The organism is Streptomyces sp. NPDC020192 (assembly GCF_044388685.1).
Taxonomy (GTDB): domain Bacteria; phylum Actinomycetota; class Actinomycetes; order Streptomycetales; family Streptomycetaceae; genus Streptomyces.
The window spans coordinates 88,219-110,641 of record NZ_JBIRXG010000013.1 but is presented as its reverse complement, the minus strand read 5'-3'; the positions used below and the strand labels follow the sequence as shown (position 1 = coordinate 110,641).

Genomic DNA, 22,423 nt, shown 5'->3' with positions numbered 1-22,423 from the left:
ATCGGTCGGCGCGGCGCCGAAGTGAACGGCTTCAACTCTCCACGGTGATCGAGTTCAGCTTCTCCCGCAGGTACACATGCGAGTCCACCGGCGGATACGCCACCCGGCCGACTGGTGCCGGTACGGACTCCACCCGGGTGCCCGGGGTGCACTCGCCGAAGTAGACGAGGGACATCAGCTCCTCGCCCGGCGCGTCGGCGGGCGGCGGCAGCACCCTGTGCCGTCCCGAGCGCCAGCGGTCACCGGTCCAATGGGCCATCAGGTCGCCGATGTTGATGGTGAGCGCGGCCGGATCCCAGGGGGCGTCCTGCCAGCCGTCCTCGTCGGTGTAGACCTGCAGCCCGCCCTTGCCCGTCTGCCGGTCGAGGATCGTGACGGTGCCGAAGTCGGTGTGCGGTCCGATCCGGAACTGCCCCGGTTCCGGCTCCCCGACGACCTCCGTCCCCGGGTACCAGTTGATGTTGAACCCGTAGGTCGGGTGGTCCATGTGGCGGCTGAAGAAGTCGGTCTCCAGGCCGAGCGCATGCCCCAGCAGGGTCAGCAGCTCCTTCTCCAGCTCGGCCATCCGCGCGAGGTACTCCTCACACAGCGGCCGGAGTTCGGGGACCTCCGCCGGCCACACGTTGGGCGCGTACCACTCGGCGTTGACGGCCGGGTCGTCGAAGGGCTCATGCGTGGCGAAGGTCAGCGACTCCTTCAGGTCGGGCGGGGTCTCGGTCCCCTCCGCGTACCCGTTGGCCTCGGCGCCGGGCCCGAGCCAGCCGCGCCCGCCGACCTTCGCCTCGTAGGCCCGCTTGGCCTCGGCGGGCAGCACGAAGAAGCGGCGCGCCGCCTCCCGGATCGCACGGCGCAGACCGGGGTCCACGCCGTGCCCGGTGACCAGCAGGAAGCCGGCGCTCCGCAAGGCCTGGTCGACGGTACGAGCCAGGGCGGCGCGGCGCTCGGCGTCGCCGTCCAGCCAGGGGGCCAAATCGATGGTCGGAATACGCGGATCGTTCAGCTCACTCACCGATGTCCTCGTTCCACAGAGCCGGGTTCTCGTCGATGAAGGCGCGCATCAGCTCCACGCACTCGGGGTCGTCCAGGACGACGATCTCCACGCCGTGCTCCGCGAGCCAGTCGTGGCCGCCGTGGAACGTCGTGGCCTCTCCGATCACCACCCGCGAGATGCCGAACTGCCGGACCAGGCCCGCGCAGTACCAGCACGGCGAGAGCGTGGTCACCATGGTCGTACCGGCGTACGTGCGCCTGCGGCCCGCCGCGCGGAACGCGGCCGTCTCCGCGTGCAGGGAGGGGTCGCCGTCCTGGACCCGGCGGTTGTGGCCGCGTCCCAGGAGGGTGCCGTCGGGGCCGTAGAGGGCGGCGCCGATCGGGATGCCGCCCTCGGCGCGGCCGGCGCGGGCCTCGGCGACGGCGGTGGCGAGCCAGGCGCTGGCCTGTTCCTGGTCCATGCCGTCAGTGTGGCCCCGATCACCGTCGGTTAATCAATCCCGCGTTCGTCCCACCACCCGTTCCGCTGAAATGGACCGGACACGCATGTCCCCGCCCCGTCCCCCGGCATTGCCTTGAAGGGGGCCCGCATCCAGGGGCCCCCTTCTGTGATGGGAGACGCGTGCGAATCACTGACATCCAGCGCTGCGAGGTCCGGCCGGGACGGCTCGTCGAATGGACGCTGAGCCCGGCGACCGTGGCGGCGGCGACGGCGCTCCCGGAGGACTCCCGGCCGCCCGCCTACATCCAGGAGTCGCACATCCGGACCGCCAAGTGCGTCCGGGAGGACGGGCTGTTCGTGCCGACCTGGCTGGGCACCGCCTTCGACCTGCCGGGCCCGGTCGACCTCGATGTGCTCCAGGAGGCGCTGCGTGCCTGGACGGTACGGCACGAGACGCTGCGCAGCGGCTTCCGCTGGGCCGGAGACGCCGGGGACGAGCTGCGCCGGTTCACCCTCGACGCCGCCGATGTGGCGCTGCATCGGGAGGAGGCCGGGGACTTCCCGGACGCCGGTGAGCTGGTCCGGCATCTTCAGCAGCGCTTCGACACCGTCGCGGACGCGCTGCGCTGGCCCAACCTCATCTACACCGCCGTCGTACGGGACGACGGCGTCTCCGTGTACATGGCCTTCGACCACAGCAACGTCGACGCCTACTCCCTGCACCGGCTCCCCGCCGAGGTGCACGACCTGTACACCGCGGGCCTGACCGGCGCCGTGCCCGGCACCTCGGCTTCCCCCGTGGCCAGTTACGTCGACTTCTGTCAGCTCGAGCGGGCGGACGCCGACGGCATCGACGCCCGGCACGCGACCGTCGGCCGCTGGCGGGAGTTCATCCGGCGCTGCGACGGGATGCTGCCGGGCTTCCCCGTCGATCTGGGACTGGAGCCGGGCGGGCCGCTGCCGCGTCAGCGGATGCTGTGCGAGGCGCTGGCGGACGCGGACGCGGCGGCGGCGTTCGAGGCGTACTGCCGGCCCTACGGCGGCAGCCAGGTCGGGCTGCTGGCCGCGACCGCGCTGACCGTGCACGAGCTGGGCGGTCAGCCGGTGTACCGGACGGTGGTGCCGTTCCACACCCGGGTGAAGTCGCGTTGGAGCGACTCCGTGGGGTGGTACGTCGGCGGCGCGCCGATCGAGGTGACGGTCGACCGTACGACGGGGCTGCGGGACGCCATGCGGGCCGTGCGCGACGAGCTGCGCGCGAGCCGGCCGCTGTCCCGGATGCCGCTGGCCCGGGTGCTGAGCCTGCTCGGCGCGGACTTCCGGCCGACCTCGCCGGACCTGTATTCGATCGTCTCCTACTGCGACACCCGGTCCATCCCGGGCGCCGAACACTGGGCCGAACAGCGGGCGGCGGGGCTGATCCGGGTGTCGTACGGCGACCAGGTGTGCGTGTGGGTGAACCGGCTGCACGAGGGGCTGTGGCTGGCCAGCCGGTACCCGGACACGGACGTGGCGGCGAAGAACCTGCGGCTGTACGTGGAGCGGCTGCGCGATCACATCGCCTCGGTCGCCACGCGCGGCAGCCTCACGGCCGTGTCCTGACCGGAACCTACATCGACAGTTTTCGTAACCCAACGGACACCACTGACTCTGGCCCGAAGCAACTGCCCCTTCCTACACTGCTGTTGAGGGGGCGATCGTTGAGGGGGGCGATCGGGTGGGCAGACGGTTGCATGGACGCGGGGCGCTGTTCAACGACGAGCCCGCCGGCCTCGCGCCGCGGCACGTCGGTCTGCGCCCCTGGCACCACCGTGCCCATCCGCCGGAGTACCCCGACGAACTGCCCTTTGTGATGCTGACCGGTGCCCGGGGGCTCGGCAAGAGCGCGGTCCTCGCCGAGTTGCGGGACGCGTACCAGGGGCACACTCCGGTCGCCTTGATCGACTGTGCCGAGGAGCAGTTCGCCGGGCCGCCGGCGGGCCGGTCCGGCGACTCCTGGTCGCCGCTCGCGCAGGCGCTGCTGGTGCTCGCCGAGCAGCTGGCGGCACCGGTGACGGGCGCCGGCCGGATCTCGTTCCCGCGGCTGATGACGGGCCTGGTCGCGGTGGCCGCCAGCGGCTGGGGCGACGCCGACTCGGATCGGATCCGCCGGGAGGTCGAGCGGATCCTGCTGCTGAACGAGGGCGGCTCGCGGTTCGGCGGGTTCGCCGGGCGCTGGGCGGGGAAGGTCGCGGCCAAGGTCGTCGCGGCGGCCACCGGCACCGGACCCCTGGTGTCCGGCGCGATCGAGGCGACCCTGGAGGCCGTCTCGGAGGGCTTCGCGGGCCGGCGGCGCCAGAAGGCGTCGGTGTGGTACCGGACGTATCCCAACGCGGGCGGCAACGCCCAGCGCGGGCTGATCCTGCTGTCCCGGCACTTCGGCGACGGCGGCCCCAACCGGGAGCACGCCGAGCGGTATCTGGTGCGGGCGTTGCTGGAAGACCTGACCGAGGCCTACGCCGGCGTGCTGCCCCGGATGCAGCGGCTCGGCCGGCCGCTGGTGCTGCTCGACAACGCCCAGTCGGCGCCCGGCCCCGGGCTGGTCGCGGCCGTGCTGCGGGACCGCGCCGAGGGCGTGCGGGACCAGGTGGCGTTCGTCGCGGCCCGGCTCGGCGAGGCCCGCGAGGAGCTGCCGGCGGCGGTGCGGCGGCGGCTGCCGGAGGTGGCCCGCAGGTCCGGCTGGGAGCCGGGGGCGGCCCCCTCGTCGCGGGCGCTGCTGGTGGCGCTGCCGCCGCTGAGCCCGGACGACACCCTGCACCTGGTCGGCGCGGTCCGCGGGGACACCGTCCTGCCGCCCCGGCTCCCGCACGCCATCCACCGGCTGACCGGCGGGAACCCGCTCGGCATCGAGCTGCTCGCCGAGTCGGCCGCGCAGAATCCGCCGCGGGTGTCCTCGCCGGCCCGGCTGCTCACGGCGGACGTCCGGCCGGCCGAGGACCTGCCCGGGCTGCCCACCTACCGGGCGCTGCTGGACGGGCTGGTGCCCGAGGCGTATCTGGCGGAGCTGACCGTGCTGGCCGCCGCGCACGACCACGGTTCGGCGTGCGCGCTGGCCTCGGCGCTGCTGCCGGACACCTTCGGTCCGGCGAGCGTACGGGCGCTGCAGGCCCGGCTCGCCGAGGAGGGGCTGCCGGAGGTGCCGGGCCGGTTCGTCGGCGACCCGTTCGTACGCACCCTGCTGCTGCTCCGGCTGCATCTGTGCGAGGAGAACCACGCGTCCTGGCGTACCGCGCACGAGAGGCTCGTCGCGTACTACACGGCGCCCGAGGACGCCCGGTACCGGCTGCACCATGAACTGGCCCTCGGCCGGACCGAGTCGGCGGTCGCGCATCTGCGGGACACCTTCGTCACCGCGGACACCCGGGAGTGGCTGCGCACGCTGCTGTTCGTCGCGTCCGCGCCGTACTTCCACGCGCACGACGCCGAGGGCCGCGACTTCACCGGCCGGGCCGACGACGAGCGGGCCGGCGTGGCGCTCGGCCACACGGACGCCACCCATGCCGTACCGGAGGGCGCGGACCCCGTACTGCACCGGCTGGTACGACGCCTGCTGCACGCGGTGTGGCAGCTGGCGGACCCGCTGGTGCTGCCCGAGCAGCAGGTCGCCGTCCGGCTCGGCTTCGAGCTGGAGCAGTTGTCCAACCTGCATCCGGCGGGCAACGCGCTGCTGTGGCGGGCCTCCCGGGACTGGCCGGCGGCGGCGCTCGCCGGGCGGCCGATGACCGGCCCGGAGGACCCGGAGGACGGGCCGGACGACGACATCGGGGAGGCGTGATGGCAGGCGTGGGGAGCTGGTTGCGGGAGAGCGTGTGGGAGATCCCGCTGCGCCGTTATCTCGCCCTGTTGCTGGGGGCGGTGCTGGTGACCGGCGCGGTGTTCGGGGTCCGCGTCCTCACCCACGAGGACCGCTCCTGCGCGCCCGGGGTGGCCCGGCCGCAGGACAGCGACGAGTGCGTGGGCGTGGCGACGGGGCCGGGGCCGTACGACTTCGGGCAGCCCGCGCTGACGGACGTCGTCAAGGCGATCTGGCGGGAGAACTCCGGCCTCAAGCAGGGGAGTTACGTGACGGTGGCGCTGATGCTGCCGTACACCTCCACCTCCGCCACGAGCGTGAACGACATCCAGCATCAGCTGCAGGGCGCCTACCTGGCGCAGTACCAGGCCAACCACGACTCCAACGGGCAGACCCCGCAGATCCGGCTGGTGCTCGCCAACCCGGGGACGAGCGGCGACCTCTGGCAGCACACCGTGGACCAGTTGACGGCGATGACGAACAGCGCGGACCGGCTGCGGGCGGTCGCGGGCATCGGGCAGAGCACCGACCCCAACAAGGCGGCCGTGGCGCGGCTGACCCAGCGGGGCATCCCGGTGATCGGCTCCTCCATCACCGCCGACGACCTCGCCAACGGCCAGAGCAGCAAGGACCCCTACCCCGGTCTCGCCCGGGTGGCGCCGACCAACACCGACGAGGCGCACGCGCTGGCCTCCTTCGCGAAGGTGACCGCGGGCCGGGCGCTGCTGGTGTACGACAAGCCGGGCGACCCGTACACCCAGACGCTGGAGAACTCGTTCCAGGCGCTGATCAAGGGCTCGCCGTACGGGGCGCAGCCGTTCACCCCGCCCGCCGACCGCAGCCAGGAGGGCACGACCCCGAACACTTTCCGGCAGATCACGACCCTGCTGTGCGGCACCTCCCGGCAGACGGACACGATCCTCTTCGCTGGTCGGCACACCCAGCTGCGGCAGTTCATCAACGCGCTCGGCGCACGCGGCTGCATGGACCGCCAGTTCACGGTCCTGACCGGCGACGAGGCGTCCTACCTCACCCATGACAAGGCGCTGGACCGCGACGCCCTGCGGCACAACCTGTCCGTGCGCTACACCTCGCTCGCCCACCCGGACGCCTGGGTGAAGAACGCTCCGGCGACGGGCGGCTCCACGGCCGACTTCACCACCCTGCAGACCCTGCTGACGTCCGCCACGCGCGCGCCGGTGGGCCCGATCGGACCGGCCGCCCTGGACGACGGCCAGCTGATCATCGGCTACGACACCCTGCGCCTCGCGGTGCACGGCATCCGCGAGGCGGTGCCGGACGGCAGGAGCGTGCCCGCGCTGGCCGACGTGGGCCTGCAGTGGCCGCAGGTCAAGGGGCCGCTGCGGGTGAACGGGGCGAGCGGCTGGATCTGCCTGAACGTGCACGGCAACCCGTACGACAAGGCCGTACCGATCGTGGAACTCACCCCGCAGGGCGGCTCGCGCTTCGTACGGATCGCCTGGCCGGAGGGGCGGCCGCCGGCGAAGGAGTGCCTGCCGCCGGCCTAGGAGGAGCCGAGCTGTTCGATCAGCCGTTCGAACCGACCGCGCCACCGGGCCTCGGACTCCCCCTCCCCCCGGAACTCCCGGGTGAACCGCAGCACGCTGGCCGCGTCCCCCTCCCGCTCCAGATGGAACCGGACCCGCCCCTCACCCTCGAAGGTGTACTCGGCGACCCGGTCCACGTCCCACGCCGTGACCCGCCCGGAGCCCAGCTCGTCCAGGACGACCGCGCCCCCGAGCCGGGGTTCGAGAACGCCGACGGCGGTGCACCACCCCATGAGCCCCTCGCGGGTGGCCACCGCCGGCCAGACGTCCCCCATGGACCGCGGGAGCCGCACCAGGAAGTGGAGTATGTGCGTGTTCCCGTGGGTCTGGCTGGTGCCCTGCGCGATGGAACCGCTCATGACACCAGTGTCACCGACCCGGCGGTCACACGCCCGCGTAGGAGTGCTTGCCGGTGACGAAGATGTTGACGCCGTAGTAGTTGAACAGGAAGCAGCCGAAGGCGAGGATCGCCAGGTAGGCGGCCTTGCGGCCCTTCCAGCCGGCTGTCGCGCGGGCGTGCAGGTAGCCGGCGTAGGCGACCCAGGTGATGAAGGACCAGGTCTCCTTGGGGTCCCAGTTCCAGTAGCGGCCCCAGGCGTCGCCCGCCCAGATCGCGCCCGCGATGATCGTGAAGGTCCACAGCGGGAAGACCGCCGCGTTGATCCGGTAGGCGAACTTGTCCAGCGTGGCCGAGGCGGGGAGGCGCTCCAGGACCGAGGTCGCGAAGGCGCCGGGCTTGCCGCCGGTCTGGAGCTTGGTCTCGTACGAGTCCTTGAAGAGGTACAGGATCGTGGCGACCGCGCCCACGTAGAAGACCGCGCCGCAGAAGATGGCCGTCGAGACGTGGATGTACAGCCAGTACGAGTGCAGGGCCGGGACCAGCTGGTCGCTCGCCGTGTACAGGACCGTGACCGCGAGGCCGAGGTCCAGCAGGACCGAGGTGATCAGGAACAGGCCGAGCCAGCGGACGTTCTTCTTCAGCGCCAGCAGCCCGAGGTACACGCCGACCGCGACCGTGGAGAAGGTGATGTTGAACTCGTACATGTTGCCCCACGGCGCCCGCTCCACGGAGGCCGCGCGGGTGATCACGCCGGACAGCTCCACGAGGAAGGCGAGGACCGTGAGGGAGATCGCGACCCGGCCGTAGAGGTCGCCCTGGGCGTCGCCGCCGTGCGCGCCGGGGCCGTCCGGCACGTCCCGCGCGCCGCTCGCCGAGCGCACGACGACCTTCGGCCGCTCCAGTACGGCGGTCCCCCCGGCCTGCTTGACCGTGACGGCCGGCCCGCTCGCCGCCTTCGTGCTGTCGGCGGTCAGCGCGGCGGCCGTACGGGCCACCTTGCTGCGGCTGCCGAACAGCCACTCGGCGATGTGCGCGAAGAAGGCCAGCATGTAGACGGCCATGGACGAGTAGATGAGCGTGTTGCTCATGCTCGCCAGATGTTCGTTGGTCGCGGCGGCGAGCTCGGTTGCGGCGGCGGGAGTCACTGCTCAGCCCCTTCGGCAGGTACGACGGGAGATTCGGTGGAGTCGTCGTCGGCGTCGGGTGCCCCCGGCGCCTGGTCGTAGAGGGTTCCGGCGAGGGTGCCCAGTTCCTCGGGCACCTTGGCGGACTCGCTGCGGCCGAGGCCGGCCATCTCGACGACCGTCACGCCGTCGGCGCCGCGCACCGCGCGCACCCACACCCGGCGCCGCTGGATGAACAGGGACCCGGCGAGGCCGAAGATCGCGGCGAGGGCACCGCCGAGCGCCCAGCCGCTGCCGGGCTCCTGGACGATCTCGAAGCCGGCCCACTGCTTGATGTCCTTCTCGAAGGTGATGGACCCGGCGCCGTTCGGCAGCGTCATGGTGTCGCCCGGCTGCAGCAGCTTCTTCAGCAGCTGGCCCTTGCCGTCCTTGAACGCCTTCATGTGCTTCGTGTCGAGCTGGTACACGCTCTGCGGGATGCCCGAGTCGACGCCGAGGTCGCCGTGGTAGGCGTTCACCGCGAGCAGCGGGTTCAGCAGCGCCGGGAACTGCGAGAGCATCGTGCCGCTCTTCGGGTCGAAGGTCGGCACGAAGAAGGCCTGGAAGCCGAGCTGCTCCGACAGGCCCCGCGCGTTCCTGTAGCCGTCCATCACCTTGATCACGCCGTTGGAGCTGACGTTGCCGTCGAGCGGCAGCAGCGGTACGGCGTCGTGGTAGACGACGTTGCCCTTGCCGTCGCGGACGGTGATGACGGGCGCGTAGCCGTGGCTGACGAGGTAGACCTTGGAGTCGCCGATGTGCAGCGGCTCGTTGACCTTGACGGTGACCGGCTTCTGGGTGCCGTACGCACCCTCGCTGTAGGCGAGCGTCGCCTGGAAGGTGCGCGGCGTGCCCTTGTTGGGGCCGGCGATCTCGTAGGTGCCGGTGAACTTCTTCAGGTCGAAGCTGAACGGCACGAGGTCGTCGTTGCTGAACAGGCTGCCAGACTTGAAGTCGTCGTACTGGAGGATCGAGTTGGAGAACCCGTCACCCTCGACGACCAGCTTGGTGCCGTCCGACTTGTACAGCTGGCCCCAGGCGAAGGCGATCAGCAGCACGATCAGGGCGATGTGGAAGGCCAGGTTGCCCAGCTCGCGCAGATAGCCCTTCTCGGCGGCGACGGCGTCACCGGCGACATGGGCCCGGAAGCGCTTCTTCCGCAGCAGGGCGAGCGCGGCCTCGCGGACCTTCTCGGGGTCCTCGGTGGTGCGCCAGGTGGTGTAGGCGGGCAGCCGGTTCAGCCGCTTGGGCGCGCCCGGCGGGCGGCCGCGCAGCTGGCCGACGAACTGCCAGGCGCGCGGAATGATGCAGCCGATGAGGGAGATGAACAGCAGGATGTAGATCGCGGAGAACCACACCGAGCTGTAGACGTGGAACAGGCCGAGCTTGTCGTAGACCGGCGCGAGCGTCGTGTGGGCCTTGCGGAAGTCGTCGACCTTGTTGAGGTCGGCGCCCGACTGCGGGATCAGCGAGCCGGGGATCGCGGCGAGGGAGAGCATCAGGAGCAGCAGCAGCGCGACCCGCATGGAGGTCAGCTGCCGCCAGAACCAGCGGGCCCAGCCGATGACGCCGAGGCCCGGCGCGACGGAGGTCTCCTCCTTGGGCGCGGTGGACAGCTGGGAGCCGGCCGCGCCGAGGTCCTCCTGGTCCTGGCTCCTCTCGGCGCCCTGGCTCTTGTCGGTTGTCGCGTTGCTCATCGGTCAGATCCCCACAGTGAAGCCGGTGGACCAGGTCTGCATCTGCTGCACCAGACTGTCCCAGGCGCCGGTCAGCAGCAGCACACCGGTCGCGATCATCATCGTGCCGCCGATGCGCATCACCCACACATAGTGGCGCTTGACCCAGCCGAAGGCGCCGAGCGCCTTGCGGAAGGCGACCGCGGCGAGCACGAAGGGCACACCGAGGCCGACGCAGTAGGCGATCATCAGCAGCGCACCGCGTCCGGCGCTCGACTGGTTCATGGACAGGAGGTTCACCGACGCGAGGGTGGGACCGATGCAGGGCGTCCAGCCGATGCCGAACAGGGCACCGAGGACGGGCGCGCCGATCAGGCCGGCCGTCGGCCGCCTGTGGAAGCGGAACTCGCGCTGGGTGAGCCAGGGCATGAGCCCCATGAAGAAGACGCCCATGGCGATCATGAGCACGCCGAGCACCTTGGACAGAGTGCCCTGGTACTCCTGCAGGGTGGAGCCGAAGAAGCCGAAGAGCGCGCCGCCGGAGACGAACACGGCGCTGAAGCCGAGCACGAACAGGGCGGCCCCGCCGACCATCCGCCCCCGCCGGGCCTCGGCCAGATCGGTGCCGGCGACTCCGGTGACGTAGGAGAGGTAGCCGGGGACGAGCGGCAGGACGCAGGGCGAGAAGAAGGAGACGAGTCCGCCGAGCAGGGCGACCGGCAGGGCGATCAGCAGGGCGCCGTTGAGCACGGTCTGGTTCTCGCCCGTCGCCGCGAGCGTCACGAGGGCGCTCACGTCACTTCTCCGCCAGGACGGGCTGGAGCATCTTCAGCAGGGCGGTGTCGTCGAGCGCCTCCAGGGCCCGCGCGGCGACCTTTCCCTGCTTGTCGATGACGAGCGTGGAGGGGATCAGCTGCGGGTTGAGGGTGCCCTTCTTGAAGCGGAGCATCAGCTTGCCCGTCGGGTCGTACAGGCTCGGGTAGGTGATGCCGTGCTCCTTCTCGAAGTTGACGGCGGGCGTGGTGCTGGTGTCTCGGGTGTTGATCCCGACGAACTGCACGCCCTTGCCCTCGTAACTCTTCGAGACCTTGGCGAAGTACTGCGCCTCTTCCCGGCACGGGCTGCACCAGGAGCCCCAGACGTTGACGACGACGACCTGGCCCTTGAGCGAGGCGACGTCGAGGGTCTTGCCGTCGATGGTCTTGCCGGACAGGTCCGGGGCCGCGTCGCGCTTGCCGGCGGGGGCGGTGGCGATGCCGTTGTGGCCGGTGACGAAGTTGGTGTTGCCACCGCCGCCGGAGGTGCCGCCCTTGCCGCACGCGGACAGGGTCAGGGCCGCGACAGCGGCCACGGCGCTGAGCAGGGCGGCGCGGCTACGGGTACTCATGTGAAAAGTTTCGCATGGCCGTTCCGGGGCTCTCGCGCGCCCCCCTGCCGGGCGGAAAACCGCATTTCAGGGCGTATTTACACGGGACATTTCCGACAGGGGGTCATACGCGTGGGGCGTACGTACGAGGCTCAGGCGAGGAAGGTCTTCCAGCCGCCGGTGGGCATCTGCCCGGGGGCGAGGGTGCGCAGCTTGGCGAGCACCTCGGGCTTCTGCACGTCGATCCAGTCGCAGAACTGCCGGAAGGAGACCATGCGGACGTCGGCGCCCTTCTCCTTCGCCTGCGCGATGTGCTTGAAGGCCTGCTCGACGGCGTCCATGTAGATGCCGCCGTTCCAGTGCTCGAAGTGGTTGCCGATGAAGAAAGGCGCCCGGTTCGAGAAGTACGCCCGCTTGAAGCCGGCGATGTACGCCCCGGCCGCCTGCTCACGCCAGGCGGGGTAGTTGTAGGCCGGCGCCTTGGTGGAGTTCGCCGACTGGTTGAACATCATGTTGTAGTCCATGGACAGGACCTGGAACTTCCTGCCGGGGAAGGGGACCTCCTGCAGCGGCAGGTCCCACAGCCCGTGCTTCTTCGTCGGCCACATCTGGAGACCGCCGGGCGAGGAGGCGTCGTAACGCCAGCCCAGCTCGCGGGCGGTGGGCAGCAGGTTCTCCTGGTTGAGCAGACACGGCGTACGGCCACCGACGAGTTCCTTCTCGTAGTCGAACGGCAGCGGGGGCAGGTCGTGCCAGCCGGTGTTGGTCTTCCAGTTCTTGACGAAGGACTTGGCCTGCTTGATCTCGCTGTGCCACTGGGCGGGCGTCCACCACTTGACCGAGGTGTGGGCGTCGCCGCAGAAGTGGCCGTTGAAGTGGGTGCCGATCTCGTGGCCTTCGAGCCAGGCCCGGCGGACGTTGGTGAGCGTCGCCTTGACGTGCTCGTCGCTGAAGTAACCGATGTCGGAGGCGCCGATCTTGTTGTTCGGCGGGGCGTACAGCCGCTTCTTCGACTCGGGCAGCAGGTAGATGCCCGAGAGGAAGAAGGTCATGGACGCGCCGTGCTCCTTGGCGAGGTCCAGGAAGCGCGGGAAGAGGCCGTTGCCGACCTCGCCGGCGCCGTCCCAGGAGAAGACCACGAACTGCGGCGGGGTCTCACCCGCCTCCAGCGGCCGGGGCGCTTCCGGCTGGTGCGGCTGCTTGCCGGTGTACGACGTCGAGCCGTCGCCGATGAGCTTGCCCTGCGGCGCGCCGCTCGCGTCGCCGCCCTTGCCGCTCTTTCCGTCGCCGGAACCGCCCTTGCCGCCGGCACCGTCGGATGACGTGTGGGTCCCGCAGCCGGCGAGGGTGGCGGCGGCCGCCGCGCCTGCGCCGAGGCCGAGTATGCCCCGGCGGGAGAGGGTCCGGGAGACGGTGCGCATGGAAGATCCCCGATTCGTCGCGCCTGTCGGTGTGAGTCACCCACTGAGAGGGCGCGACGATCGGGGAGGTTCCGATAATTCTTATGTTTTTCGCAATAGTTGCGGCAAAAACGATCCAAGCCCGGTCAAACAGACCGTCAGGCCTTGCCGTTCAGGCCCCGAAGGCCTTGCCCTGAGCGGCGTTGCCGCCCTTCTGCGGCTTGGCGCCGGCCCGCAGATGGGCCGGGACCAGATCGATGGCCGGCTCGCTGTAGCCGACCGACACGATCTTGTCGCCGAGGTAGGTGAACGTCGTCAGGGAGGCGAGGGTGCACTGCCGCTTGCGCGGATCGTGCCACAACCGGCGCCGCTCCACATAGGACCGGACGATCCAGATCGGCAGCTGATGACTGACCAGCACCGCCTCGTGGCCGCGCGCCTTGTCCTTGGCCGCGTTCAGCGCGCCCATCATCCGCACGACCTGGTCGACGTACGGCTCACCCCAGGACGGCCTGAACGGGTTGACGAGGTGCTTCCAGTTGCCCGGCCGCTGCAGCGCCCCGTCCCCGACCCCGAACGTCTTGCCCTGGAAGACGTTGTCGGCCTCGATGAGCCGCTCGTCGGTGTCCAGGTCGAGACCGTGCACCTTGGCGATCGGGCCGGCCGTCTCCTGCGCCCGCTCCAGCGGCGAGGCGCAGACATGGGTGACGTCCCGGGGAGCGAGGTGCTCGGCGACGCGCTCGGCCATCTGCCGCCCGAGCTCGGACAGGTGGTAGCCGGGCAGCCGCCCGTACAGGATCCCGGTCGGGTTCTCGACCTCACCGTGCCGCATGAGGTGGACGACGGTGACGTCCTTGCTGCCGTTGGTGGGGGTGCTCACGCGGTGGCCTCCGCAGCGGCTCGGGCCGCCGCCGGAAGGGCGTCGGCGATGATCTGGACAGCCCGCTCGTCGTGGGCCGTGGACACGAACCAGGACTCGAAGCAGGACGGCGGCAGGTAGACGCCGTTGGCGAGGAGGGAGTGGAAGAACGCGGTGAAGCGGAAGGCCTCCTGCCGCTTGGCGTCCTCGTACGTCCGCACCTGCCGGTCGGTGAAGAAGACGGTGAACATGTTGGAGGCGGTCTGCACCCGGTGCGCGACGCCCTCCTTGTTCAGCGCCTCGCTGACCAGGCCCTGGATCTGCGCGGACACCGCGTTGACCTTGTCGTACGCCGCGTCGTCGAGCAGCCGCAGCTGGGCGAGTCCGGCGGCGGTGGCGACGGGGTTACCGGAGAGGGTGCCGGCCTGGTAGACGGGCCCGGCAGGCGCGAGGTGGGCCATGACATCGGCCCGCCCGCCGAAGGCGGCGGCCGGGAACCCGCCGCCCATGACCTTCCCGAAGGTCATCAGATCCGGCTTGACGCCATCGATCCCGTACCACCCGGCCCGGCTCGTCCGGAACCCGGTCATGACCTCGTCGGAGATGTAGAGGGCGCCGTTCTTCTTGCAGGCGTCCCTGAGCCCCTGGTTGAACCCGGGGTCCGGCGGCACGACGCCCATGTTGCCGGGCGAGGCCTCGGTGATGACGCAGGCGATCTCCCCGGGGTGCCGGTGGAACGCCTCCTGCACGGCCTCGAGATCGTTGTACGGCAGCACGATCGTGTCGCCGGCCTGGGCGCCGGTGACGCCGGGGGTGTCGGGCAGGGCGAGCGTGGCGACGCCGCTGCCGGCGGCGGCGAGGAGCGAGTCGACGTGCCCGTGATAGCACCCGGCGAACTTGATCACCTTGGACCGCTGGGTGAACCCACGGGCGAGCCGGATGGCGCTCATGGTCGCCTCGGTGCCGCTGCTGACGAGCCGGACCTGCTCGACGGGCTCGACGCGCGCGACGATCTCCTCGGCGAGCGTGACCTCGCCCTCACCGGGCGTGCCGAAGGACGTACCGCGCGCGACGGCCTCCTGGACAGCGGCGATGACCTCGGGGTGCGCGTGCCCGAGGATCATGGGCCCCCAGGAACACACGAGGTCGACGTACTCCCGCCCGTCGGCGTCGGTGAGATAGGCCCCCTTGCCCGACACCATGAAGCGGGGCGTGCCGCCGACCGCGCGGAAGGCGCGCACCGGGGAGTTCACACCCCCGGGCGTGACGGCGGAGGCGCGGTCGAAGAGCGCCTGGGAGACGGGCGCATCGTAGGGATAGGGCGTTTCGCTCAGGGCACTCATGACGTGCGGCTTCTCCGGCTTCTCGGACTCCGGTTGCGTGGTGACCTCCTCAGGGTAGGCCGCGGCCCGCCCCGGCAGCGGCCGGCCTCGGATCGCAACCGTGATCACGGCCATGGCATCTGCGAGACTGAGACCTGATACACACAGCTCATGAGCACGTAGTAATAGTCGTGGTCATGGGCTGTCCAAGATCCTGCGGACTGGTGTTTCACCGCACGTTTCGGCGGGCGGCCGTGGGGGAGGTCACTGACACGATGATCGGGTTGCGCGGCGGGGGCCACGCGTCCTAGAAAAGCAGTCGGGTGGAGATATGCATCGCGGTGGCGGACTGGGCGAGGGGACTGATGACCTGGGTCCTCGGCGTGCCCGGCGGGGAAGGCACCGGCGCGACGCGGAGGAAGCGACCGAAGCACGTCAGACACAGGGTGTACCGGGCGAGCCCGAGCGGCACGACCGGCGGGCCGACCGTCTCAGGGCGGGGAGCAGGAATGGTGGTCGGGTGGGGGTGACGTACAAATACTTCGGCGCGCCGGACGGCGCGACCGCGGCCCGCGTCCCCATCTCGATGCGCCCCGAGGAACTCGGCGGCGACGAGCTGGGCATGAACGGCATGTTCACCAAGATCAAGCCGGAGACGATGGCCGCGATGGTGCTGACCGGCATCGAGGGCGTCCCCCTGCACAAGGTGCCGCCCCTCGAACTGGTCGTCCTGCACCCCGACTACGCGGTCGTCAAACTCCCCATGACGGTCGTCGACCCCCTCCGCGGCATCGGCGAGGAAGCGGTCGGCGCGGCAGCCTTCATCTGGTCGACGGTGCCGGACCGGGGCGGTCCGCGGGACGCGTTCAACGTGTATCAGCTGCTGCACGAGTGGCAGGACTTCAGCCATCGGTTGCATGAGGCGGGGCATCAGCCTTATTGCCTTGTTTGGCCCTGATCGGCGCTGAGCTGGGGTTTCTTGCGGGTTGGGCGGGGTCTTCGGGCCTCGCCCTTTTTGGTGGCGGAGGGGGCCGTCAGGCGGCCAGGGCACATTGAGGGCACATGGGTTGCGATCAGGGCACTGGCGTACGCCCGCGCCCTCTCGGTAGCCGGTGCTCTGCCCGTCCCGGTACTGCGCGTGGGTCGATGGGATGCCGGTGACGCGTTGTGCATTCAACATTGCCCATCGTCAGACGCATGCGCCAGAATCGTCGGGCATTTGACAAAACCTCGTGCCACAGACGATCCCGCAGGCTTCCGCGAACTGCTTGGGTGCCCGCTTGACAGGCGGCGTTGGGGGCGAGTGAGTTCCGTTGCGGGAAGGACACTGCTGTGGAGAGCGCCGCTGGAAGCGCGAAGCCAGGAGCCTTACGCGCTCATGCTGAGGCCGCCGTACCTCTTCTGACCGATGACCGCGTCCCTTACCTCGCCCGGCTCCCGGAGGCGGCCTCGGCGGCGTTGATCAGCGCCGGATCCGAGTTGCGTTATCCGGCTCGTACCGTCCTGCTCATGAAGGGCGAGCCGTCCTCCCACGTCCTGCTCGTCCTGGAAGGTTGGCTGAAGGTGACCGACGGTTCCCCCGGCGGGCACGAAGCGCTGCTGGCTCTGCGCGGGCCGGGGGACATCATTGGTGAAAGCGCCGCACTCGAGGACACGACACGGTCCGCTTCGGTGACCACGCTGGAGCCGGTAAGGGCGGTGGTCATCTCGTCGGACCGCTTCAAGGCGTTCCTTGACGCGCACCCGATCGCGGCGCGTCAGCTCATGGCCGTGCTCACAGACCGGATGCGTGCCGGGGATCGCAAGCGGCTGGAGCTCGCGGCCTGCAGTGTCAAGGAGAGACTGGCGCGCCTGCTGCTGGAGCTGGCTCAGTACCACGGTGCGCCAGTACCGGAGGGCGTTCTCGTCAGGGTGCCACTCACCCAGCAGGAACTCGCCGGGGCCGTGGGGGCGTCCCGTGAGTCGGTTACCCGGCTTCTTGGCGAACTACGGGAGCGCGGCTATGTCACCACACGCCGTCAAGCCCTGGTGGTGGTCAAGCCGGAGATGTTGCGGCGGATCGGCGGCTCTGCGTAATCCGTCACATCAACCGTGCGGCAACGATCCTCGCGGCGCACGACGTGCTGGTTGACCCTGGGCATGGAGTGGTCCTGACCGACCAGGTTGGTCGGCCCGGCAGTCGATTGCCCCTCCCGCACTTCGCTTCGGCCTGACGCGCCGGTCGCGCGCTTCTGAGGAGAGACACATGGCGGAACCCAGCAACAAGACGATCCTGCTCATGGACATGGAGGGATCGGGGCGGCGTCGCGACAGCGAACAAGCCGTCATTCACCGCATGTTGTACAGAGTCCTCCATGAGACGCTGTCGACTGCCGCCATCGAGCCGACCGAGTATCGCAGCGAGGACCGCGGCGACGGCGTCTTCGTCCTTATCGATCCGGCCGTGCCGAAGCCCGCGCTGCTCAGGGCCTTGCTGACGGCGACACCTGAGCAACTCGTCAGCACCAATCGGCTGGCCGCCGAGGGTGCTCGGATCAGGCTGCGGATCGTCGTCCATACCGGCGAAGTGGCACTGGACGAGTTCGGTGCAGTCGGCGCGGATCTCGTCCATGCTTTCCGGCTCCTGGACGCACCGGCGCTACGAGAGGAGCTTGCCGCGACGTCGGAGCCGAGTGTCCTTTGCGTGTCCAACGCCGTGTATCAGGGCGTGGTGCGTCACGCGCATCCGGGTGTACGGCCCGAGCACTTCCATCCACTGACCGTCGACAGCAAAGAAGGTGCCACGCTGACGGGCTGGTACCACGACAGCTCGCGACAGCACACCGACACCGCCGGATCGGAGCGGCCCACCGCGGAGTCGACCGCATCTTCCATCCCCGCCCAGGCGGCCGTACCGGTACCCAGGTCCGAGCACTCAGCCGGCGCGGCTCCGGCTCCGGCGCTGCACACGCGCACGGGCAATTTCTTCTTCGGGACCGCGAGCATCGCCGGGGACGCCATTGCGGGTGACAAGCACGTTGGTACCAGCTCCACCGAGTCGACTCGGCAGCGGGACGTGGAAGGAACCGGAGAGTGAACCAGCACATGGACGCCTCCTTAGACCCCGAGGACGCCGGCGCCGGACCCGAGGCAGAGAAGGATCCCGGGCGGGCCGCCGACACCGGGGACGTGGCGCCACCGACACCGGATGAAGACCCCGCCCCGGAGGCATGGGAGGCCATCGAGCAGCTCTTTGCTCTCGCCCCGCACCTGCGGTCAGGGCGGGCCAATGTCATGGGGGACACCCAGGTATCCGGCGATGTCGTCGCAGGCGACAAGCGCGTCGATGTACACCTGCACGAAAGACGCCTGCCCCGGTTGCACACTGTCGGCCCTCTGCCGACAGCGGAACTCGACCACTTGGCCGAGACGTTCGCACCGAATCGGCGGTACGACGAGCTGTGCGCGCAACTCAGCGCCCGACGCGTCCTCGTTCTACGCGGGCGGCCCGGCACCGGTCGCAGGACCGCGGCCCTGCACATGCTCATGCAGGTCGGTCCGAAAGCCGGCGAAGTGATTGCGCTGGACCCAGGCACGGAGTCGGCCGATTTCGCCAACCACGTCCAGCCCGGCGGGGCCCATGTGGTGGTGGACCCGATCACCAGCCAGGACAGTCCGTTGCGGGACATCCATCTCAACGCCATCCGCCGCCGTCTCGGGGACGACGGTCTCTTTGTCGTCGTCGCAGCGCACGGCACCGTCATGGAGGAAGTGACAGCGCACGATTGGCAACCGCTTCCCGCCGCCGACATCACACGGGCTCACTTGCTGCACGCGATCCAGGGCTCAGCGGCAGACGGACCGGCCGGTGATGCCGCGGCGGCCGACAGGGTGCGGCGTTTGCTTGAACTGGAGACGACCGTACGGTATTTGAGCTCCGGCCCGTCACCCGCGGAGGCCGCCGACTTCGCTCGGCTTCTCGTGGAGTACGCAGCGGGACGCTGCGACGATGAGGAGCTTTCCGGGTACGGCCGTAGATCGGCCGAGGAGATCGCCAGCAGGTGGTTCAGTGAAGACCAGCAGTCGGGCGGAGCCCCGCTGCGCGACAAGGCGTTTCTGATCTCGCTCGCCGTATTCGACGGATTGCCATATCCGTTGGTGGCCGAACTCGGAGACCTCCTCTACATGCGGCTTCGCACCGTCGAGGAACCCGATCGCACCGCCGGATATCCCGTCTTCGGTTCATCCCCGGAAGACCGATTGAGGTTGGCCAGGGCCCAGGAACACGACGAAGAGACCGACACCGCATGGGGACGCTTGCCCGAACGGGTCGTCGCTTTCCAGAACGACTCCCTTTGGAGCATCGCCCTGCGCCATGTCTGGACCAGCCATCCAGCTGTCAGAAAGCCCCTGTTGGCCTGGCTCGACACCCTCGTGACGGACCGCCGGACCTTCGTACGGCTCCGAGCCGCGGTGGCCTCGGGAGTACTGGCGGCCGCGGACTTCGGTTACGCCTTCGACAGCTTCCTCAATCAGTGGGGTTCTTCGCCGAGGCCGATGCAGCGGCAGCTCGCCGCATGGGCGCTGTACACCGCCGCCGAACATGGCATGGACACAGCCGTCAGGCGCTTACTCTCCGACTGGAGCAGCCGACATCACCTGGCACGGAGGTGGACGGTCGCTCGCTCATACGCTCTGCTGGGCGGGGCCACGGCCCCGAGTGCGCTCCGGGACATCGGGCGGATGACCGCGACCGAACCGCCACCGGACAGCGCGCTCCAGTCAGCGCTTGAGCAGGCACTGGAGGCGCTGCTTCAGGGGCCCGCAGCCGTCACCGTTCTGGAGCGACTCGTGCAGTGGCACGCAAGCCGTGGTCCCCTGCGCGAACTGGCAGTAGCAGGATTTCTGCGGGGTGCGCGCAGGCGCCACCGGGCCGTGAGCAACGAGGCGACGACCTGGCCGAGCCTTCTGTGGCTGGCGGAACACGACGCCCACGCCCGACGGTACGCCGTCGTGATGTGGCGGGCGTTGCTGGACAGTCGCTCCAGCCGCGACGCGGCACGTGACGAACTGGTTCGCTGGGTCCGGGTCGCAGAGCGTGCGTCCGCGAAAGCGGCACGGCACCGAGCTTTTACGACCGAGGCGCCATTCGAGCAGACGGACCGGTACGACACGGTGTCGGACGTAGAGGAGGCGCTGGGCAGACTGCTCCCTCTGCTGGTCGAAAACCAGAACGACTGGGACCGGTTGGACTTCCTTCTGCGCCGGGTCAAAACCCCGGACGGAGGCCAGAGCCCCACGGCCGCCCGGCTCAGGACCGCCCTCGCCAAAGGCCCCGCGGCACTGCCCCGTCCCCTGTGACGGCAGACCCGTCATCCCCGATTCCGGCCGCCGCCGACACTCGGCCAGCCTCACGCGACTCACCGCCTCGTATGCAATGCCCCGAAAACAGGAGAACTCATGGAACTGGTCAACGACCCTGTGCGCCAGATACGGAGCCTGGGCCGCTTCGAATACGTACGCCACCGGCCACCGACCTACGCGGAACGCGCACTCGTGTTCCTGACGTCCGGAGGACGACCGCAGACGTATCTCCCGCATCAGCAGCCCACCCGCGGAGAGCTGGTGACCAGCAACTTCCGCACACTGTACGAAGTGGACATGGGCATCCAACACATGTCGCTGGAGCACCGGCTGCCTAGCGACGGCGATGCCGCGTTCTTCTCCGCGGAGACCGATCTAACCTGGCGGGTCATCGACCCCGCCAAGGTGGTGGAACGGCAGATCCGCGACGTCCGTGCGCTGCTGGAGCCCCGTTTGCTGACCCGGATGCGCCGGGAAAGCCGCCGGTACGCCATCGAGGAGAGCGCCGCTGCCGAGGTCGCAGTGATGGAGGCGCTGGCCACCACGCCTCTGGCGGCCGACGAAGGGCTGGACATCCAATGCGAAGTCAGGCTCAGCCTCGACGAGGAGGCGGTCGGCCAACTGTCCTCACTGCGCTCCCTCGACTACACCAAGCAGCGGACGCGGAGCGAGCACGAACTGACCAGGCTGCGCACCCACAACGAACACGAAGTCATGGAGGAGCGCAGCTCCTTCTACGCCCGGCTGCTGTCTCAGGGCGAGTTCGAGCGCTGGGGCGCGCACCTCGCGCAGAATCCGGCCGACATCCCGCTCGCAATCGAATCCATTCGTGACGACGAGCGCGAGGCCAGCGCCAACCAGATCCGCGTCATCGAGCGGGTCCTCGACTCCGGAGCAGTTGAGGATCACATGCTGGAAGATGCGTCGCGGGCGGCTCTGTCGGCTGTGAAGGAGCGGCTCAACGACGCCGGCCGGGGCCGGACACGCAAACACCCCCTCTACCGGGAACAGCTGGAGCGGGGAACCAGTGATCAGGATGAGCGACCGGACGCATCGGGAGAAGACCGGTGACCACGCCCGCGGACGTTGAACGGGCCCTCGTGCCTGCTCTCGTCGTCGGCATCGCCTGCTACGTGCTGCTCCGCTGGGCTGCGGTACCACTGTTGACGCACCTGGAGACCGGCATGGAGTACGCGATGAATGTCATGGTCGTCGGACTGCTGTTGCCCGAATACTGCTGGACCCGGGCGCAGCGCCGTGTCTCCGGCCACGCCGCCCCCTTCGCCTACACCTACGGAGACGCGGTGTGCGCTGTCGCAAGCGCCGGACACCGCTGTGTCGGCACCGTGCTGTCGGCGCTGCGCGAGGCAGTAGGCCAGCTCGGTCACCGCGGCGCCCTGTGGGGCGGCCTGCTGGTGGCCGGTGCCCTCCTGTGGTCCGGCTTGCCGTGATGTGAAGGCCGCAGGGGATGTCTCCAACCTGAATCGATGTCAGGAGAACCGAAGATGATGGGTGTCACGAGCACAACGTCCTCCTCTCACGGGCCCGCCCCAAGGCTCAATTCCGATCCCGCAGGTGTGCATGCCGCGGAACGCTTGCTGGCCGAGGTGCGAACCGAAATCGGTCGTGCCGACACCAAGGCATCGGTTCTCATTGGCGCGCTGGGTGTGTGTGCCGGAGTCGTCCTGAGCACGTACTGGAGCAGGATGCCAGCCACAGGCTTCAGTCGAACCCTGGGCACGGCCAGTGCTCTGAGCTGGGTTCTTGCGCTGAGCTTTCTACTGTTCGCGACAGCTCCTCGCTACCGGGCGAGCCAGTGGCGGGCCGGCAGTCCCCTAACGTATTTCCTCGACATCCGTCGGGCCGCGGATTCCGGAGTACTCGCTGACGCTCTGCGCACCACCGAAGAGGAGCAGATATCGGGCCTGGTGATCGCGCTCCGCAACACGAGCGACATCGTCGCGGCCAAACACCGGTGGATCAGGACAGGACTGGTCTGCTTCCTCCTCGGAATGATTGCCCTTGGGGGGAGCGTGCTGGCAGCAGTCTGAGCGGCGAACAAGCCAATCGATGCAGGCCGTTTCACCCACCGCCCCGCTCTCGTCATGTGCCGGAAGAGGCT

At 69.6% G+C, this 22,423-nt stretch carries 20 protein-coding genes; 10 read left to right on the top strand and 10 right to left on the bottom strand.

Translation table 11 applies throughout. From position 1 onward, the window contains the following. Positions 1-31 precede the first annotated feature (31 nt). Together ACH47Z_RS24965 and ACH47Z_RS24960 are read right to left on the bottom strand one after the other, a co-directional pair. On the bottom strand, positions 32-1,000 hold the full coding sequence (locus ACH47Z_RS24965; RefSeq protein WP_399077543.1) for an isopenicillin N synthase family dioxygenase: 969 nt from the start codon (positions 998-1,000) through the stop codon (positions 32-34). Between the two features lies 1 nt (position 1,001). Further along, positions 1,002-1,451, bottom strand: coding sequence for a nucleoside deaminase (locus ACH47Z_RS24960; RefSeq protein ID WP_399077237.1), 450 nt, complete (start codon positions 1,449-1,451; stop codon positions 1,002-1,004). 161 nt (positions 1,452-1,612) lie between these two features. Here ACH47Z_RS24960 and ACH47Z_RS24955 point away from each other — a divergent pair, with 161 nt between their 5' ends. The 3 genes from ACH47Z_RS24955 (at position 1,613) to ACH47Z_RS24945 (ending at position 6,793) form a co-directional block, all read left to right on the top strand. Beyond that, positions 1,613-3,034: a condensation domain-containing protein gene (locus tag ACH47Z_RS24955; protein ID WP_399077235.1), complete on the top strand. Its 1,422-nt coding sequence runs from the start codon at positions 1,613-1,615 to the stop codon at positions 3,032-3,034. A 115-nt stretch (positions 3,035-3,149) separates the two neighbouring features. Next, positions 3,150-5,246, top strand: coding sequence for a hypothetical protein (locus tag ACH47Z_RS24950; protein WP_399077233.1), 2,097 nt, complete (start codon positions 3,150-3,152; stop codon positions 5,244-5,246). Beyond that, complete coding sequence (locus ACH47Z_RS24945; protein WP_399077231.1) at positions 5,246-6,793, top strand: ABC transporter substrate-binding protein; 1,548 nt, start codon at positions 5,246-5,248, stop codon at positions 6,791-6,793. Before ACH47Z_RS24950 ends, ACH47Z_RS24945 begins: the two co-directional genes overlap by 1 nt. Here ACH47Z_RS24945 and ACH47Z_RS24940 read toward each other — a convergent pair. From ACH47Z_RS24940 to hemL, 8 genes are all read right to left on the bottom strand, one after another. Next, positions 6,790-7,191, bottom strand: a complete 402-nt coding sequence (locus ACH47Z_RS24940; RefSeq protein WP_399077229.1) for a hypothetical protein — start codon at positions 7,189-7,191, stop codon at positions 6,790-6,792. The genes ACH47Z_RS24945 and ACH47Z_RS24940 overlap by 4 nt on opposite strands. Positions 7,192-7,216: 25 nt before the next feature. Further along, entirely contained in the window at positions 7,217-8,317 is a 1,101-nt protein-coding gene (ccsB, locus tag ACH47Z_RS24935) for a c-type cytochrome biogenesis protein CcsB (protein WP_399077227.1), read from the bottom strand. Next, the gene (locus tag ACH47Z_RS24930; protein WP_399077225.1) at positions 8,314-10,032 is read right to left on the bottom strand and encodes a cytochrome c biogenesis protein ResB; all 1,719 of its coding nucleotides are present in this window, start codon (positions 10,030-10,032) and stop codon (positions 8,314-8,316) included. Before ACH47Z_RS24930 ends, ccsB begins: the two co-directional genes overlap by 4 nt. Before the next feature lie 3 nt (positions 10,033-10,035). Next, positions 10,036-10,806, bottom strand: coding sequence for a cytochrome c biogenesis CcdA family protein (locus tag ACH47Z_RS24925; RefSeq protein WP_399077223.1), 771 nt, complete (start codon positions 10,804-10,806; stop codon positions 10,036-10,038). Between the two features lies 1 nt (position 10,807). Then, positions 10,808-11,398 carry a TlpA family protein disulfide reductase gene (locus ACH47Z_RS24920; protein ID WP_399077221.1) on the bottom strand — a complete coding sequence of 197 codons (591 nt, stop codon included), beginning with the start codon at positions 11,396-11,398 and terminating at the stop codon, positions 10,808-10,810. A gap of 131 nt (positions 11,399-11,529) precedes the next feature. After that, entirely contained in the window at positions 11,530-12,798 is a 1,269-nt protein-coding gene (locus tag ACH47Z_RS24915; protein WP_399077219.1) for a hypothetical protein, read from the bottom strand. Between the two features lie 151 nt (positions 12,799-12,949). Next, entirely contained in the window at positions 12,950-13,609 is a 660-nt protein-coding gene (locus ACH47Z_RS24910; protein ID WP_399077541.1) for a histidine phosphatase family protein, read from the bottom strand. Between the two features lie 44 nt (positions 13,610-13,653). Further along, positions 13,654-14,970, bottom strand: coding sequence for a glutamate-1-semialdehyde 2,1-aminomutase (hemL, locus tag ACH47Z_RS24905; protein ID WP_399077538.1), 1,317 nt, complete (start codon positions 14,968-14,970; stop codon positions 13,654-13,656). Between the two features lie 319 nt (positions 14,971-15,289). On the opposite strand from hemL, the gene ACH47Z_RS24900 reads away from it, so the two are divergent. The 7 genes from ACH47Z_RS24900 to ACH47Z_RS24870 all read left to right on the top strand — a co-directional run bounded on the left by ACH47Z_RS24900 (position 15,290) and on the right by ACH47Z_RS24870 (position 22,352). Next, positions 15,290-15,916, top strand: coding sequence for a hypothetical protein (locus tag ACH47Z_RS24900; RefSeq protein ID WP_399077217.1), 627 nt, complete (start codon positions 15,290-15,292; stop codon positions 15,914-15,916). A gap of 443 nt (positions 15,917-16,359) precedes the next feature. Continuing rightward, positions 16,360-17,034, top strand: coding sequence for a Crp/Fnr family transcriptional regulator (locus ACH47Z_RS24895; RefSeq protein ID WP_399077536.1), 675 nt, complete (start codon positions 16,360-16,362; stop codon positions 17,032-17,034). Positions 17,035-17,203: 169 nt separating this feature from the next. After that, complete coding sequence (locus ACH47Z_RS24890) at positions 17,204-18,034, top strand: hypothetical protein (RefSeq protein WP_399077215.1); 831 nt, start codon at positions 17,204-17,206, stop codon at positions 18,032-18,034. Further along, positions 18,031-20,298 carry a hypothetical protein gene (locus ACH47Z_RS24885; RefSeq protein ID WP_399077213.1) on the top strand — a complete coding sequence of 756 codons (2,268 nt, stop codon included), beginning with the start codon at positions 18,031-18,033 and terminating at the stop codon, positions 20,296-20,298. Before ACH47Z_RS24890 ends, ACH47Z_RS24885 begins: the two co-directional genes overlap by 4 nt. A 99-nt stretch (positions 20,299-20,397) precedes the next feature. Continuing rightward, on the top strand, positions 20,398-21,372 hold the full coding sequence (locus tag ACH47Z_RS24880) for a hypothetical protein (RefSeq protein WP_399077211.1): 975 nt from the start codon (positions 20,398-20,400) through the stop codon (positions 21,370-21,372). Continuing rightward, complete coding sequence (locus ACH47Z_RS24875) at positions 21,369-21,752, top strand: hypothetical protein (protein ID WP_399077209.1); 384 nt, start codon at positions 21,369-21,371, stop codon at positions 21,750-21,752. Before ACH47Z_RS24880 ends, ACH47Z_RS24875 begins: the two co-directional genes overlap by 4 nt. 36 nt (positions 21,753-21,788) lie before the next feature. Then, positions 21,789-22,352, top strand: coding sequence for a Pycsar system effector family protein (locus ACH47Z_RS24870; RefSeq protein WP_399077207.1), 564 nt, complete (start codon positions 21,789-21,791; stop codon positions 22,350-22,352). Positions 22,353-22,423 lie beyond the last annotated feature (71 nt).

Coding starts and splice junctions, on each gene's coding strand:
- ACH47Z_RS24960 (WP_399077237.1), bottom strand. CDS start 1,451: ATGGACCAGGAACAGGCCAGCGCCTGGCTCGCCACCGCCGTCGCCGAG.
- ACH47Z_RS24945 (WP_399077231.1), top strand. CDS start 5,246: ATGGCAGGCGTGGGGAGCTGGTTGCGGGAGAGCGTGTGGGAGATCCCG.
- ACH47Z_RS24940 (WP_399077229.1), bottom strand. CDS start 7,191: ATGAGCGGTTCCATCGCGCAGGGCACCAGCCAGACCCACGGGAACACG.
- ACH47Z_RS24930 (WP_399077225.1), bottom strand. CDS start 10,032: ATGAGCAACGCGACAACCGACAAGAGCCAGGGCGCCGAGAGGAGCCAG.
- ACH47Z_RS24920 (WP_399077221.1), bottom strand. CDS start 11,398: ATGAGTACCCGTAGCCGCGCCGCCCTGCTCAGCGCCGTGGCCGCTGTC.
- ACH47Z_RS24915 (WP_399077219.1), bottom strand. CDS start 12,798: ATGCGCACCGTCTCCCGGACCCTCTCCCGCCGGGGCATACTCGGCCTC.
- ACH47Z_RS24910 (WP_399077541.1), bottom strand. CDS start 13,609: ATGCGGCACGGTGAGGTCGAGAACCCGACCGGGATCCTGTACGGGCGG.
- ACH47Z_RS24900 (WP_399077217.1), top strand. CDS start 15,290: ATGCATCGCGGTGGCGGACTGGGCGAGGGGACTGATGACCTGGGTCCT.
- ACH47Z_RS24890 (WP_399077215.1), top strand. CDS start 17,204: ATGGCGGAACCCAGCAACAAGACGATCCTGCTCATGGACATGGAGGGA.
- ACH47Z_RS24880 (WP_399077211.1), top strand. CDS start 20,398: ATGGAACTGGTCAACGACCCTGTGCGCCAGATACGGAGCCTGGGCCGC.
- ACH47Z_RS24870 (WP_399077207.1), top strand. CDS start 21,789: ATGTCAGGAGAACCGAAGATGATGGGTGTCACGAGCACAACGTCCTCC.